Annotated in this window: 12 protein-coding genes; 9 read left to right on the top strand and 3 right to left on the bottom strand. The window is 71.0% G+C overall.

Annotation, left to right across the window (positions count from 1 at the left end; translation table 11 throughout):
- The first annotated feature begins 25 nt into the window (after window positions 1–25).
- The 3 genes from ABZ851_RS22060 (at window position 26) to thrS (ending at window position 3,874) form a co-directional block, all read left to right on the top strand.
- Window positions 26–592 carry a DUF4365 domain-containing protein gene (locus ABZ851_RS22060; protein ID WP_336050819.1) on the top strand — a complete coding sequence of 189 codons (567 nt, stop codon included), beginning with the start codon at window positions 26–28 and terminating at the stop codon, window positions 590–592.
- Window positions 592–1,770, top strand: coding sequence for a hypothetical protein (locus ABZ851_RS22055; protein WP_361130231.1), 1,179 nt, complete (start codon window positions 592–594; stop codon window positions 1,768–1,770). Before ABZ851_RS22060 ends, ABZ851_RS22055 begins: the two co-directional genes overlap by 1 nt.
- 124 nt (window positions 1,771–1,894) lie before the next feature.
- Complete coding sequence (thrS, locus tag ABZ851_RS22050; protein WP_361130228.1) at window positions 1,895–3,874, top strand: threonine--tRNA ligase; 1,980 nt, start codon at window positions 1,895–1,897, stop codon at window positions 3,872–3,874.
- 69 nt (window positions 3,875–3,943) lie between these two features.
- Here the strand turns inward: thrS and ABZ851_RS22045 are convergent, their stop codons facing one another.
- Window positions 3,944–4,585, bottom strand: coding sequence for an ion channel (locus ABZ851_RS22045; protein WP_361130225.1), 642 nt, complete (start codon window positions 4,583–4,585; stop codon window positions 3,944–3,946).
- 67 nt (window positions 4,586–4,652) lie between these two features.
- On the opposite strand from ABZ851_RS22045, the gene ABZ851_RS22040 reads away from it, so the two are divergent.
- The 3 genes from ABZ851_RS22040 to ABZ851_RS22030 all read left to right on the top strand — a co-directional run bounded on the left by ABZ851_RS22040 (window position 4,653) and on the right by ABZ851_RS22030 (window position 7,326).
- Window positions 4,653–5,210 carry an HIT domain-containing protein gene (locus ABZ851_RS22040; protein ID WP_336050825.1) on the top strand — a complete coding sequence of 186 codons (558 nt, stop codon included), beginning with the start codon at window positions 4,653–4,655 and terminating at the stop codon, window positions 5,208–5,210.
- A gap of 125 nt (window positions 5,211–5,335) precedes the next feature.
- Window positions 5,336–6,124: a polysaccharide deacetylase family protein gene (locus tag ABZ851_RS22035; RefSeq protein WP_361130695.1), complete on the top strand. Its 789-nt coding sequence runs from the start codon at window positions 5,336–5,338 to the stop codon at window positions 6,122–6,124.
- Complete coding sequence (locus tag ABZ851_RS22030) at window positions 6,124–7,326, top strand: hypothetical protein (RefSeq protein ID WP_361130222.1); 1,203 nt, start codon at window positions 6,124–6,126, stop codon at window positions 7,324–7,326. Before ABZ851_RS22035 ends, ABZ851_RS22030 begins: the two co-directional genes overlap by 1 nt.
- Window positions 7,327–7,343: 17 nt before the next feature.
- On the opposite strand, the gene ABZ851_RS22025 is transcribed toward ABZ851_RS22030, so the two are convergent.
- Together ABZ851_RS22025 and ABZ851_RS22020 are read right to left on the bottom strand one after the other, a co-directional pair.
- Window positions 7,344–8,999 (bottom strand): hypothetical protein, encoded by a 1,656-nt coding sequence (locus ABZ851_RS22025; RefSeq protein ID WP_361130219.1) that lies wholly within the window; start codon window positions 8,997–8,999, stop codon window positions 7,344–7,346.
- Between the two features lie 268 nt (window positions 9,000–9,267).
- On the bottom strand, window positions 9,268–11,466 hold the full coding sequence (locus ABZ851_RS22020; RefSeq protein WP_361130217.1) for an elongation factor G-like protein EF-G2: 2,199 nt from the start codon (window positions 11,464–11,466) through the stop codon (window positions 9,268–9,270).
- A 275-nt stretch (window positions 11,467–11,741) separates the two neighbouring features.
- Here ABZ851_RS22020 and pgsA point away from each other — a divergent pair, with 275 nt between their 5' ends.
- From pgsA to ABZ851_RS22005, 3 genes are read left to right on the top strand one after another with little or no spacing between them, the layout of a single operon-like run.
- Window positions 11,742–12,398 (top strand): phosphatidylinositol phosphate synthase, encoded by a 657-nt coding sequence (gene pgsA, locus ABZ851_RS22015; RefSeq protein ID WP_350249878.1) that lies wholly within the window; start codon window positions 11,742–11,744, stop codon window positions 12,396–12,398.
- Window positions 12,395–13,369: a phosphatidylinositol mannoside acyltransferase gene (locus tag ABZ851_RS22010; protein ID WP_361130214.1), complete on the top strand. Its 975-nt coding sequence runs from the start codon at window positions 12,395–12,397 to the stop codon at window positions 13,367–13,369. Before pgsA ends, ABZ851_RS22010 begins: the two co-directional genes overlap by 4 nt.
- Window positions 13,366–14,526: a glycosyltransferase family 4 protein gene (locus ABZ851_RS22005; protein ID WP_361130211.1), complete on the top strand. Its 1,161-nt coding sequence runs from the start codon at window positions 13,366–13,368 to the stop codon at window positions 14,524–14,526. The genes ABZ851_RS22010 and ABZ851_RS22005 overlap by 4 nt, the downstream gene beginning before the upstream one ends.
- Window positions 14,527–14,753: the final 227 nt, after the last annotated feature.

The following is a 14,753-nucleotide window of genomic DNA, read 5'->3' as shown; positions in this document are numbered from 1 at the left end:
GGCACAGCCCGGAAGGCTCCCCGCGATGACGCTCGCGCAGCCCGAACCGGGCGGGCTGCTGCCCCAGCTGTCCACACCGCAGCGCGGCTCAATCGCCACCACTGCGTGCATGGAGACCCTTCAGGTGGGCTATCTGCACGCGGTCGCCGCCGCTGCGGGATGTTCGCTGGCGCAGCCCTTCCCGGACAACGGAATCGACTGGCACGTCAGCCATGGCGCGCCCGGCCACACCGTCGACGACGAAGTCACCATCAAGGTGCAGCTCAAGTGCACCTACCAGACCGCCCCCCGCCCGCCGGGGCCGACGTTCGCCTTCACGCTCGACAACGACCATCTGGTGAAGCTGGCCCGTACGCCCGTATCGGTGCACAAGATCCTGGTCGTGATGCTGGTCCCGCGGACCCGGGAGGACTGGCTGCGGGCCTCCCACGACCGTCTCGCGCTGCGGCACTGCTGCTACTGGATCAACCTGGCCGGCCATCCGGTGACCGGCCGGCGCAGGACCACCGTGCGGATCCCCACCGCGCGGATCTTCGACGACCGAGCGCTCTGCGAGATCATGACGCGGGTCGGGGCGGGAGGGAGACCCTGATGTACCGGCCGACCGACGCATACGATGCGCGACTCCTGGATCCCGCCCAGCTCGATCCCGCGGTGCTCGGCGCGCTGCTGGCCCGGCACGGCTGGCGGCGCCGGGGCGGGGCCGCGGGCCACTACGCCCGGTGGACACCGCCCGGTGGCGCGGGCGGTACCAGCCTGCTGGTGCCGCACGACCGCCGCTTCCCCGACAGCGGGGAACTGCTCGCGGAGGCGCTGGCGGCGCTGGCGCAGAGCTCCTCGGCCTCCGCCCGCGAGGTGCTGGTGGGGCTCGCGGTGCCCAGCGACGAGGTGCGCTGGGTGCGCGAGGTGCCCGACGGCGGGTCGGGGGCCGCGTACTGGGTCGCCCAGGAGCAGCTGCGCGGTGCGGCCCGCGCGATGCTGATCGCCGGGGCGCTGGGGACGTACGGCCGGGCCGGCTACTACGGCGCGCGGTACAAACGGCAGGCCGAGGGGTTCCTGGGCGAGGTGCTGGTCGGTCCGGCGGCGGCCGGGCGCCGGCTGACCGCGTTCGTCCCGGTGCGCGGCGGGCGCGGCGCGGTCGCCGGGCTGCAGCGGGCGCTGCACGCGGCCCGCGACGCCACCGACTACCAGCGGGCCACCGGCGGGATGGAGGCCTTCGACGCGGCCGTCGAGCTGGGGGTCTGCCATGAGCTGGTCCAGGCCTTGATCGCGCTGGTGCGGGACGCGGAGGGCGTGCGGATCGCGGTCGAGTGGTCGCCGGGGGCCGGCGCCCCGGCCGGCTGCCCGGCCCGCCCCGAACCGGTGGAGTTCTCGCCCGGCGATCTGCCCGCGCTGCAGCAGGCGGCCCAGCGCTACGTGCGCGACGAGCCGTCGCTGCCGGTGCGGGTGACCGGCGCGGTGATACGGCTGCGCAGGGAGCGTCCCGGCGGGCCCGGCACGGTGCGGCTGCGGGTGATCACCGGGGCGGACGTGGTGCAGGTGCGGGTCGCGCTGGGGGAGGAGGACTACCGCATCGCCGGGCACGCGCACCTGGTGGGACTGCCCATCCGGGTGAGCGGCCGGCTGGAGAGCCGGGGCGGCTTCCGCCGGATCACCGGCGGCCGCGATGTCACGCCCGTACAGGTCGACGAGGCCGAGCGGGACCGGCTGCTGAAGTCGCTCCAGGAAAACCTCGACTTCTTCGAGGAGGCGTGCGGCGCCGAGGAATAGCGGCGCAGGAGCGGTTTTCGGGCCGGGGGTGGTGAAACCGTTTCGCGGTCGGGTCCGGTGGCTCGGTACGATTCGGCTGCGCAGCAATCGCTGGCGCGCAAGAGACATGAGTCAGGAGAGACCGGTGTCAGACGTCCGTGTGACCATCCAACGCGATTCCGAGCGGGATGAACGCGTGGTGACCACGGGCACTACGGCTGCCGACCTCTTCCAGGGCGAGCGCAGCGTCGTGGCCGCGCGGGTCGCCGGAGAGCTGAAGGACCTGGCGTACGAGGTCGCCGACGGTGACGCGGTAGAGCCCGTGGAGATCTCCTCCGAGGACGGCCTGAACATCCTGCGGCACTCCACGGCGCATGTGATGGCGCAGGCCGTGCAGGAGCTGTTCCCGGAGGCGAAGCTCGGCATCGGCCCGCCGGTCAAGGACGGCTTCTACTACGACTTCGACGTCGAGACCCCGTTCCACCCCGACGATCTCAAGCGCATCGAGAAGAAGATGCAGGAGATCCAGAAGCGCGGGCAGAAGTTCGCGCGCCGGGCGGTCAGCGATGACGCCGCGCGCGAGGAGCTGGCCGACGAGCCGTACAAGCTCGAGCTGATCGGGATCAAGGGCTCGGCCGCCGAGGCCGCCGAGGGGGCCTCCGCCGAGGTGGGCGCCGGCGAGCTGACCATCTACGACAACCTCGACGCCAAGACCGGCGAGCTGTGCTGGAAGGACCTGTGCCGCGGTCCGCACCTCCCCAGCACCCGCGCCATCCCGGCGTTCAAGCTGATGCGCTCGGCCGCCGCCTACTGGCGCGGCAGCGAGAAGAACAAGCAGCTGCAGCGGATCTACGGCACCGCCTGGCCGACCAAGGACGAGCTCAAGGCGCATCTGGAGTTCCTGGCCGAGGCCGAGAAGCGCGACCACCGCAAGCTCGGTGCCGAGCTCGACCTGTTCTCCGTTCCCGAGGACATCGGCTCGGGCCTGGCGGTCTTCCACCCCAGGGGCGGCATCATCCGCCGGGTCATGGAGGACTACTCCCGCCGGCGGCACGAGGAGTCGGGGTACGAGTTCGTCTACACCCCGCACGCCACCAAGGGGAAGCTCTTCGAGAAGTCCGGCCACCTGGACTGGTACGCCGACGGCATGTACCCGCCCATGCAACTCGACGAGGGCGTGGACTACTACCTCAAGCCCATGAACTGCCCGATGCACAACCTGATCTTCGACGCGCGCGGCCGCTCGTACCGTGAACTGCCGCTGCGTCTCTTCGAGTTCGGGACCGTGTACCGGTACGAGAAGTCGGGCGTCGTGCACGGCCTCACCCGCGCCCGCGGCTTCACCCAGGACGACGCGCACATCTACTGCACCAAGGAGCAGATGGCGGACGAGCTGGACGCCACGCTCACCTTCGTCCTGGACCTGCTGCGCGACTACGGTCTGACCGACTTCTACCTGGAGCTGTCCACCAAGGACCCGGAGAAGTTCGTCGGCTCGGACGAGGCGTGGGAGGAGGCCACCGAGACGCTGCGGAAGGTGGCCGAGAAGCAGGGGCTGCCGCTGGTCCCGGACCCGGGCGGCGCCGCGTTCTACGGCCCGAAGATCTCCGTGCAGACCAAGGACGCCATCGGCCGGACCTGGCAGATGTCGACCGTCCAGCTGGACTTCAACCTTCCGGAGCGGTTCGACCTGGAGTACACCGCCGCCGACGGCAGCAAGCAGCGTCCGGTGATGATCCACCGTGCGCTGTTCGGTTCCATCGAGCGGTTCTTCGCGGTGCTGCTGGAGCACTACGCGGGTGCGTTCCCGGCGTGGCTGGCGCCGGTCCAGGCGACCGGGATCCCGATCGGCGACGCCCACGTCCCGTATCTGCAGGACTTCGCCGCGCAGGCCAAGGCCAAGGGCCTGCGGATCGAGGTGGACTCCTCGTCGGACCGGATGCAGAAGAAGATCAGGAACGCGCAGAAGGCCAAGGTGCCGTTCATGATCATCGCTGGTGACGAGGACGTCGCCAACGGCGCGGTCTCCTTCCGCTACCGCGACGGGACGCAGAAGAACGGCATCCCGCGCGAAGAGGCGATCGCCGAGATCCTCGACGTCGTGGAGCGCCGCGTCCAGGTGTGACACGTGCCTGAGCACCGGGCCCCGGAGAGCGACTCGCTCTCCGGGGCCCGTCATGTTCCGCCGCCGGGCTCAGGTCTCGCCGTCCTGCCGGAAGCGGCGCAGCAGCCAGGAGGAGAAGGAGCCCACCACCGCCCCGATCAGCGCCACCCCGACGAACATCAGCGCCACCGCGACCAGCCGGCCGCGCGGGGTGACGGGCGTGGCGTCGCCGTACCCCGTGGTCGTCAGCGTCGAGCAGGCCCACCACACCGCGTCGCCGAAGGTGTGGATGTTCGCGCCGGGTGCCGTGCGCTCGTCGTGGTAGACGGCCAGGCTGGCCGCGAAGCCCAGCAGCAGCGAGGTGATCCCGGTGTACGCCATCACCCGCGATTCGAGGGCGAACCGTGGATGGTCCCGGCGCCGCTGCATCCGCTCGTGGAGGTCGACGATCCGCAGCGGCCGCAGCAGGGGCAGCACGGTCACGATCAGATCCAGCCAGCGGGTGCGCAGGAAGCGGCGCCGGTCGTTGCTGAGCGCCAGCCGCGCCAGATATTCGACGACGAAGATGCCCCAGGTGACGACGGTGACCAGCTCCCACCAGGTCTGCCAGCCGGGGGAGAGGCCGGGGACCAGGACCCGGACGGCGTATGAGGTGAGGAAGAGGAGGGAGGCGGCAAGGAGGTAGGGCTGGGCGGTTCGTTCCCAGGCCCACAGCCGCTGTTCCCTGTCCACCGGCTCAGCATCGCGGAGCGGACCGCGGTAGGTGCCCCAACGACACGGCGCCAACGGGCGAAGCCATATGCTGGCCCGTATGACAAGCGAGCCGGAGCAGCAGATCGGAGTCGGGACGCAGGACGCTTTCCAGCGTCTGTGGACGCCCCACCGGATGGCTTACATCCAGGGCGAGAACAAACCGTCCGGCCCGGGGGCGGGCGACGGCTGTCCGTTCTGCACGATCCCCGAGAAGTCCGACGAGGACGGCCTGGTGATCGCGCGCGGCGAGTATGTCTATGCGGTGCTGAACCTCTACCCGTACAACGGCGGGCACCTCATGATCGTCCCGTTCCGGCACGTCGCCGACTACACGGAGCTGGACGGGCCGGAGACCGCGGAGCTGGCCGAGCTGACGAAGCAGGCGATGACCGCGCTGCGTACCGCCTCCGGAGCGCACGGCTTCAACATCGGGATGAACCAGGGCACCGTCGCCGGCGCCGGGATCGCGGCCCATCTCCATCAGCATGTCGTCCCGCGCTGGGGCGGTGACACCAACTTCATGCCGGTGGTCGGTCACACCAAGGTGCTGCCCCAACTGCTCGCCGACACCCGGGCGATGCTCGCGGACGCCTGGCCCGCCTGAGGCCGTCCGGCCTCGCCCGGGGCCGGTCGCCGAAGCGACACGCGCCCGAGCGAATCGGGCATATCTCCCTAATTCGGATTAGTTGCCTCTCTAATGGGGTGGTGACTTCCCTAGATCGCCGCTCCGTGCTGCGCGCGGCCGCCTCGGCCGTGACCGCCGGTGCACTGGTGGCGGGCTGCGACCCGCACCGGGACGACGACGCCGGCGCCGTACGGTCCGGCGGGCCGAGCCCTTCCGGTGCGGGCTCTTCCGGGGCGGGTCATGCGCCGCCCGCCCGTGCCCGCACCGCCCGCCCGCCGGTCCGGGTGCCCGGCCTGCCCGTACAGATCGCGCACGGGCCGCGGAACGGCCGTGCGGTCGCGCTGACCTTCCACGGCAGGGGCGACCCCAAGCTGGCGACCGCCCTGCTCACCGAGGCCGAGCGGGCCGGGGCCAGGGTCACCGTGCTCGCCGTCGGCGACTGGCTCGACGAGCAGCCCGCGATGGCCCGCCGGATCCTCGACGGCGGCCACGAACTGGGCAATCACACCATGCACCACCGCAATATCTGTGCCCTGCCGGCCGCCGAGGCCTACGCCGAGATCACCCGGTGCGCCGACCGGCTGCGCGCCCTCACCGGGACCATCGGCAGCTGGTTCCGCCCCTCGCAGGCCCAGCGGGCCACGGACCTGGTGACCGGGCTGGCCCGCAAGGCCGGCTATCCGCACGTCCTCTCCTACGACGTGGACTCCCGCGACGCGGACGACCCCGGGGCACCGGCCGTCCGGCGCACGGTCCTGGACGCGGTCGGGCCGGGCTCGGTCGTGAGCCTCCACCTCGGGCACGCCGGCACGGTGGCGGCGCTGCCCCCGATCCTCGACGGCCTCCGCCGGCGCGGTCTGCGCGCGGTGACGACAACGGAGCTGGTGACCTGATGGCTGACCGGAAGCGTATCCACGACCGTCCCCGTCCCCGCGCACGTCACCGGGCCGCGCTGCTCGCCGTCGCCTGCGCGCTGACGGCGGCGGGCTGCGGCGGCGCCGAGACCGGGCGGGCCGGGCACAGCCCGCGGCCGGTCGAACGCGCGCCGGTCAAGGCCGCCACCTCCGGTCTGCCCGGGATGCCGCCGCTGCTGGACGAGCACGATCTCTATGCGGCGGACCGGCCGGGCAAGCTCGCCCCGCAGGTCAAGGACTTCCCCTCGCGGATCTACGTCCCCAACACCGGCTCCGACACGGTCAGCGTCATCGACCCGAAGACCTACAAGGTCATCGAGACCATTCCGGTGGGCGTACAGCCGCAGCACGTCGTGCCGTCCTGGGATCTGAAGACGCTCTGGGTCAACAACAACCGGGGGCACGACCTGACCCCCATCGACCCCGCCACCGGCAAGGCCGGCAAGCCCGTCAAGGTCCACGACCCGTACAACCTCTACTTCACGCCCAACGGGAAGTACGCCGTCGTGATGGCCTCGATGGACCGGCAGTTGGTCTTCCGCGACCCGCACACCATGGAGATCCGCAAGACGCTGCCGGTCAACTGCGGGGGCGTCAACCACGCCGACTTCTCGCCCGACGGGCGGTACTTCATCGTCTCCTGCGAGTTCTCCGGTGAACTGCTCAAGGTCGACACCGAGAAGATGAAGGTGATCGGCCAGGAGAAGCTGCCGTTCGAGGGGGCGATGCCGCAGGACGTGAAGATCGCCCCGGACGGCAAGACCTGGTACATCGCCGACATGATGGCCGACGGCATCTGGATCCTCAACGGCGACACCTTCACACAGCCCAAGCTCATGCCGACCGGCAAGGGTGCCCACGGCCTCTACGTCAGCCGCGACTCGCGCTACATGTACGTCTCCAACCGCGGCGAAGGCTCCGTCTCCCGGCTCGACTTCAAGACCGGCGCCCTCATCGGCAAATGGCGCATCCGCGGGGGCGGCAGCCCCGACATGGGCGGCCTGTCCACCGACGGCAAGGTCCTGTGGCTGTCCGGCCGCTACAACTCCGAGGTCTACGCGCTGGACACCCGTACCGGCGCCACCCTGGCCAAGATCCCCGTCGGCCAGGGCCCGCACGGACTGGCGGTCTACCCGCAGCCGGGCCGGTACTCCCTGGGGCACACGGGCATCTTCCGCTGAGAAAGACGCCCCAGGGCCTACGCGTTGTACTCGTCCGCCTTCTGCGGCTCCACTCCCTGGATCATGCCGCTGAGCACCAGGGAACGGTTGGTGAAGCGCTCGGTGTCCACGCCGTTCTCCTTGAGGACGCTCATCGCGGCGGCGTGGACGGTGCGCAGCACCGGGGTCGCGGCGCGCAGCGCGTCATCGGCCATGAAGCGGTGGCGCCAGGGCTTGTCGGCCCAGACGTGCCGCAGGCCGAACGGCTCGGGGAGGGTCAGCTTGCCGCCGAGGAAGTCCAGCACCGGCGGGAACCAGGTCAGCGGGGCGCGCGCGGCGAGCCGGACCACCTCCTGCGGCTCGATGAGCGGCAGGTGCTGGGTCTTGGTCTCCCAGAACTTGACGACCTTGGCGACGTCCTTGGTCTTGGGCTCGGGCTTGGTCGTGAACAGGCCGTTGACCGGGCCGAGGGCGTGGCCGGTCACCTCGATGCGCAGGGTCTCGTGCAGCACGGTGACCGTGATCATCAGGGTGATCACCAGCTGGCCGTCCCACAGCACGAACTGGACGCCGAGGTAGTGGCGGTTGCCGCTGCCGAACTGCTGCTCGTTGCAGATCCGCTCTATCTCGTGCCCGCGGATCTGGTACGCCTCCACATGGGTGCCCTCGGGGCGGGTGACGGCGGCGGCCTTCTCCCCGACCGGCGAGACGATCCAGTGGCGTACGGACGGCGTGGGGAAGCCGCCGGTGTGCAGCGGACTGCGCTCCAGCAGCCGCAGCTTGTCGTGGATCGCCCGGATGACGTCCCAGCTGCGGAACGGGTGGATCTCGGCGTTCCCCGGCGCCGGCGTCAGCTCCTCGGCGAGCTGCCAGCTGCCCCAGCGGGTGCCCATGCCGAGTATGCCCTTGGGGCCGGCGTAGAAGACGACGTTGCTGGTCTGCTCGGCGGAGATCTTGGCGAGGTTCTGGCGGAGGGTTTCGGCGGCGGTCTGGTTCGGGTCCTGCGGCACCGCCTCGGGGATCTTCGCGGCCACGCCGCCGCCCTCCAGCAGCCCCTTCCAGGACTCCCGCATGGCCACCGCAGTGTGCTCGCAGATCTGCTTGGCCCACCACCAGCCGATCACCGGGACGAGGACCATGGCGCGGGCGTACAGCGGCCAGAAACCGGTGAGCGGCAGCTTGATCATGAAGAACAGGCCGACGCCGGCCAGCACCGTCAGCAGCAGCCCGCCGAGCAGCGAAAGCCCCTTGCCCGCACCGTCCTTGGACAGCATCTTCCGCAGCTGGAAGACGCCCAGCCACACCAGCACGCCCGGCAGGAACAGCACGCCGAACAGCACCATCAGCAGGGTCAGCTTGGCGTCCCGCTGCTTGCGCACGCGGGAGGCGGACAGGCAGTGCTCGACGATGGTCTGCGGCTCGGTCCCGAAGGACTGGATGAGCGCGGCGCGCCCGCCGCCGAGCATCCGCACCTGCACGGCACGCGAGAACGCCTCGCCGAGATTGGGCGCGAACAGCGACAGCTTGGGCTTCTTGATCGCGGACTTGCCGGAGTCGGAGTCGGCCTTGGAGATGTCGGCCAGCGGACTGTCCCGGTAGGCGGCCGAGGCCAGTGCCTGGGTCGCCGCCGTCTGCCCGGCGCTCCCCGAGAGCGGGACCTGCGCCCCGGGACTGAAGTCAAAGCCGTCTGCCACTACCGCCCCCACACCCCACGTATCCGATGATGCGGCTCTTCCCGACTTCCGTCGACGGCACACCTGCTGAGGGCCTGTGTTCGAGCCCGTGACCTCGCAACCTGCCGCCGGCCCCAGGGCCTGTCTTCCACGTCCCGCCTGCCTCGGGCGGACGACGGGACGTGGAAGACAGGCCCTGGGCAACGGCAGGAACTCAGCGTACAGCCGCCGGCCGGCCCAGGGGAGTTGAGCCGGACAGCGACCGCCCCAACGGCTGATTCGCCGTTAACTATGCGCCGTTCTCGGCTTGTTCCCGCCACTTGTCGGCGAGCTGTGGCGGCATCGGCTCATGCCGCAGGTGAGCGCGGGAGAACCGGCCGGTGCCGTGCGAGAGGGAGCGCAGATCGACGGCGTACCGGTCGATCTCGATCTCGGGCACCTCGGCGCGCACCACCGTGCGCCCCGCCCCCGACTGCTCCGTGCCCACGACCCGGCCCCGGCGCCCCGACAGATCGCTCATCACCTGGCCGACGAAATCGTCCGGAACCATCACGCTCACCTCGGACACCGGTTCGAGGAGATCGATCCGGACGTCACCGGCCGCCTCGCGCAGCGCCAGCGCGCCCGCCGTCTGGAACGCGGCGTCCGAGGAGTCGACGGAGTGCGCCTTGCCGTCGAGCAGCGTGACGCGGATGTCGACGAGCGGATGCCCGGCGGCGACCCCGCGCTCGGCCTGGGCGCGTACGCCCTTCTCCACGGAGGGGATGAACTGCCGGGGCACCGCGCCGCCCACGACCTTGTCCACGAACTCGATGCCGGAGCCGCCCGGCAGCGGTTCGATCTCGATCTCGCAGATCGCGAACTGGCCGTGTCCGCCGGACTGTTTCACATGGCGTCCGCGGCCCGCGGCGGGGGCGCCGAAGGTCTCCCGCAGCGACACCTTGTGCGCGACCGTGTCCACCTGGACGCCGTAGCGGGTCCGCAGCCGCTCCAGCGCGACATCGACATGGGCCTCGCCCAGGCACCACAGGACCACCTGGTGGGTGTCCTGATTGTGCTCCAGGCGCATCGTCGGATCCTCCGCGACCAGGCGGGCCAGGCCCTGCGACAGCTTGTCCTCGTCGGCCTTGCTGTGTGCCTGGATGGCGACCGGCAGCAGCGGGTCGGGCATCGTCCAGGGCTCCATCAGCAGCGGGTCGTCCTTGCCGGACAGGGTGTCGCCGGTCTCGGCGCGGGTCAGCTTCGCCACACAGGCCAGATCGCCCGCGATGGCCTTGGACAGCGGGCGCTGCTGCTTGCCGAACGGGGTGGACAGCGCCCCGACCCGCTCGTCGACGTCATGGTCCTCGTGTCCCCGGTCCTCCAGCCCGTGGCCGGAGACATGCACCATCTCGTCCGGGCGCAGGGTGCCGGAGAAGACGCGGACGAGGGAGATCCGGCCGACGTACGGGTCGGAGGAGGTCTTGACCACCTCCGCCGCGAGCGGGCCGTCGGGGTCGCAGCTCAGTGCCGGGCGCACGGCGCCGTCCGGGCTGGTCACGGCGGGTGCCTCGCGCTCCGCCGGGGTCGGGAAGCCGCCGCTGATCAGCTCCAGCAGCTCCACGGTGCCCAGACCCTGTCTGGCACCCTCGGCGGCCGGGGCCGCGGCCAGCACGGGGTGGAAGGTGCCGCGGGCAACGGCCGTCTCCAGGTCACTGATCAGGGTCTTGACGTCGATCTCCTCGCCGCCGAGGTAGCGGTCCATCAAGGACTCGTCCTCGCTCTCGGCGATGATGGCCTCGATGAGGCGGTTGCGCGCCGCCTCGATCCGCGGCAGCTCGTCCTCGGTGGGCGCGCGTTCGGTGCGCTCGCCGGAGGAGTAGTCGAAGACCCTCTGGGTGAGCAGGCCGATCAGGCCGTGCACGGGGGAGTGGCCGTCGGCGCCCGGTGTCCCGTACAGCGGGAGGTACAGGGGCACGACCGCGTCCGGGTCCTCGCCGCCGAACGAGGTCCGGCAGAGCTCGGTCATCTCGTCGAAGTCGGAGCGGGACGCCTCCAGGTGCGTGACGACCAGCGCGCGCGGCATGCCGACGGCCGCGCACTCGTCCCACACCATCCGGGTCGCACCGGCCACGCCGTCCGCCGCCGAGACAACGAAAAGGGCCGCGTCCGCCGCGCGCAGACCGGCCCTGAGTTCCCCGACGAAATCGGCGTATCCGGGGGTGTCCAAGATATTGATCTTGACTCCGCCCCAGTCCACCGGGACCAGGGAGAGCTGTACGGAGCGTTGCTGGCGGTGTTCGATCTCGTCGTAGTCGGACAGACACCCGCCGTCCTCGACCCGGCCCGCCCGGTTGACCGCGCCGGATGCCAGCGCGAGGGCTTCGACCAGGGTGGTCTTTCCCGATCCGGAGTGGCCGACCAACACCACATTCCGCAGGGCCGTGGGCTGGTCGGCCGTTGATGCCCTGCCGGCGGCTCCCGGGTGTGTACTCGATTTCTCGCTCATGTGTCTCGCCTCCAGGTCGACACTTTGCGGTGATTCGAGCTTTCCACCGTGGCCATGTCGCGTCCATAGCGGGCGCGCGGCGCCGGTGCTCCCAAGGGTCCCCTAACGCGCCCGGTGGGGCCCGCGGGCGCGTCCACGGGCGCGCGGCGGCGCCCCCGAGCCGTGGGATGCGCTCCGCGCCGCGATGCGTTCGTGGTGGCCCAAGACCTCCTGGCTACGATGGGCCAGCCGGTGGCCCCTTGACCGCGCGGCCCATATCGACCTCCGGGAAGGCCATGCTGAACAAGTACGCGCGTGCGTTCTTCACGCGTGTTCTCACGCCGTTCGCCGCCCTGCTCATCCGTATCGGCGTCAGCCCGGACGCGGTCACTCTCGTCGGCACCGGGGGCGTGGTGGCCGGCGCCCTGGTCTTCTACCCCCTGGGAGAGTTCTTCTGGGGCACGGTCGTCATCACCCTGTTCGTCTTCTCCGACCTGGTCGACGGCAACATGGCACGGCAGCTGGGGCGCTCCAGCCGGTGGGGGGCCTTCCTCGACTCCACCCTCGACCGGGTCGCCGATTCGGCGATCTTCGGCGGGCTCGCCCTGTGGTACGCGGGGCGCGGCGACAGCCTGATCCTCTGCGCGATGGCGATCTTCTGCCTGGCCAGCGGCCAGGTGGTCTCGTACACCAAGGCGCGCGGTGAGGCCATCGGGCTGCCGGTGAACGTCAACGGACTGGTGGAGCGCGCCGAGCGCCTGGTCATCACCCTGGTCGCCTGCGGGCTGTCGGGTCTGCACGCCTTCGGGGTGCCCGGTGTCGAGGTGCTGCTGCCGATCGCCCTGTGGATCGTCGGCGTCGGCAGCGCCGTCACCCTCGGCCAGCGCGTGGTGACGGTACGACGGGAATCGGCCGAGGCCGATGCCATGGCACAAGGGGGAACGGGCGTATGAGTCCACACCGCACGCACCGGCCGCGGCTGGACACCGAAAAACTGGCGGACGCGCTCTACGCACTGGGCTGGAGCACCGTCAAGAAGCTGCCCGAAGGCGTGGCGGTACGGCTCGGCCGCCGGATCGCCGACACCGTCTGGAAGCGCCGCGGCAAGGGCGTCCTGCGGCTGGAGGCGAACCTCGCCCGGGTCGTCCCGGACGCCACCCCGCAGCGGCTCGCCGAGCTCTCCCGGGCCGGGATGCGCTCGTACATGCGCTACTGGATGGAGTCCTTCCGGCTGCCGGCCTGGAGCAAGGACCGGATAAGGGGCGGCTTCACCCCCGAGGACGTGCACCACCTGGTGGACGGGCTCGAGAGCGACCGCGGGGTCATCCTCGCCCTGCCGCACATGGGCAACTACGACCTCGCCGGTGCCTGGGTCACCACCAAACTCGGCGTCCCCTTCACCACCGTCGCCCAGCGCCTCAAGCCGGAATCCCTCTACGACCGTTTCGTCGCCTACCGTGAAGGCCTGGGCATGGAGGTGCTGCCGCACACCGGCGGCTCAGCCTTCGGCACCCTCGCCCGGCGGCTGCGGGCCGGCGGCCTGGTCTGTCTGGTCGCCGACCGCGATCTGTCCGCCTCGGGGATAGAGGTCAAGTTCTTCGGAGAGGCGGCGAAAATGCCGGCCGGTCCCGCGGTCCTCGCCCTGCAGACCGGTGCCATGCTGCTGCCCGTCACGCTCTGGTACGACGACACCGCCGTCATGCGCGGACGGGTCCACCCCGAGATCGAGGCCCCGGAGACCGGCACCCGCGCCGAGAAGGCCGCCCAGATGACCCAGGCGCTCGCTGACGCCTTCGCCTCCGGCATCACCGACCACCCCGAGGACTGGCACATGCTGCAGCGGCTCTGGCTCGCCGACCTGGAGCCGCGCGAGCAGTCCGGCGCCCCGGACGGCACCGCGGCGTCCGGAACGGAGACGGCGTGAAGATCGGCATCGTCTGCCCGTACGCCTGGGACGTCCCCGGCGGCGTGCAGTTCCACATCCGCGACCTGGCCGACCACCTGATCCGCCTCGGCCACGAGGTCTCCGTGCTCGCCCCCGCGGACGACGAGACCCCCCTGCCGCCGTACGTCGTCTCGGCCGGCCGCGCCGTCCCCGTCCCGTACAACGGTTCGGTCGCCCGGCTCAACTTCGGCTTCCTCTCCGCGGCCCGGGTGCGCCGCTGGCTCCAGCACGGCGCCTTCGACGTGATCCACATCCACGAACCGGCCTCGCCCTCGCTCGGCCTGCTCGCCTGCTGGGCGGCACAGGGCCCGATCGTGGCGACCTTCCACACCTCCAACCCGCGCTCACGGGCGATGATCGCCGCGTATCCGATCCTGCAGCCCGCGCTGGAGAAGATCAGCGCACGCATCGCGGTGAGCGAATACGCCCGCCGCACCCTCGTCGAACACCTCGGCGGCGATGCGGTGGTCATCCCCAATGGCGTGGACGTCGGCTTCTTCGGCTCGGCCGAGGCCAAGGCCGAATGGCAGGGCCGCACGATCGGCTTCATCGGCCGGATCGACGAACCGCGCAAGGGCCTGCCGGTCCTGATGAAGGCGCTGCCCGCGATCCTGGCCGAGGTACCGGACGCCCGGCTGCTGGTCGCCGGACGCGGTGACGAGGAAGAAGCGGTGGCCGCGCTGCCCGCCGAGATGCGCTCCCGGGTCGAATTCCTCGGCATGGTCAGCGACGAGGACAAGGCGCGGCTGCTGCGCAGCGTCGATCTCTATGTCGCGCCCAACACGGGCGGCGAGTCCTTCGGCATCATCCTCGTCGAGGCGATGTCGGCCGGGGCGCCCGTACTGGCCAGCGACCTCGACGCCTTCGCCCAGGTCCTGGACCAGGGCGAGGCCGGCGAACTCTTCACCAACGAGGACGCCGAGGCGCTCGCCGCTGCGGCGGTACGACTGCTCGGTGACCCGTCGCGTCTCGCGGAGCTGCGTGAGCGTGGCGCTCGTCATGTGCGGCGGTTCGACTGGGGCACCGTCGGTGCCGACATTCTCGCCGTCTACGAGACGGTCACCACCGGGGCGGTGTCGGTTGCCACCGACGAGAGGGTGGGTTTGCGAGGCCGGCGGTGGCCGGCCAAGGATTGACCGCCGTTTTTGTCTTTCCCGTCGTGGCGGTTTGTCGCCGTTCCGCTGCGCTTTGCCTGCCCCGTCTTTGGCTTTCCCGCCGTTTCGCCTGGCGGCGGGCGGGTCCGCTGCGCGGGGCGTTGCCGCTGCGCGGGGCGGGTCCGCTGCGCGGGGCGGGTCCGCTGCGCGGGGCTGTTGGGGTGCGGTGACGGGCCTGCGCGGGTGGGGTGCCGGACTGCTTCGCTTTA

The organism is Streptomyces sp. NPDC047049 (genome assembly GCF_040643995.1).
Classification (GTDB): Bacteria; Actinomycetota; Actinomycetes; order Streptomycetales; family Streptomycetaceae; genus Streptomyces; species Streptomyces mooreae.
The sequence above is the reverse complement of the archived record's forward strand: the minus strand, read 5'-3'. Positions and strand labels throughout refer to the sequence as shown.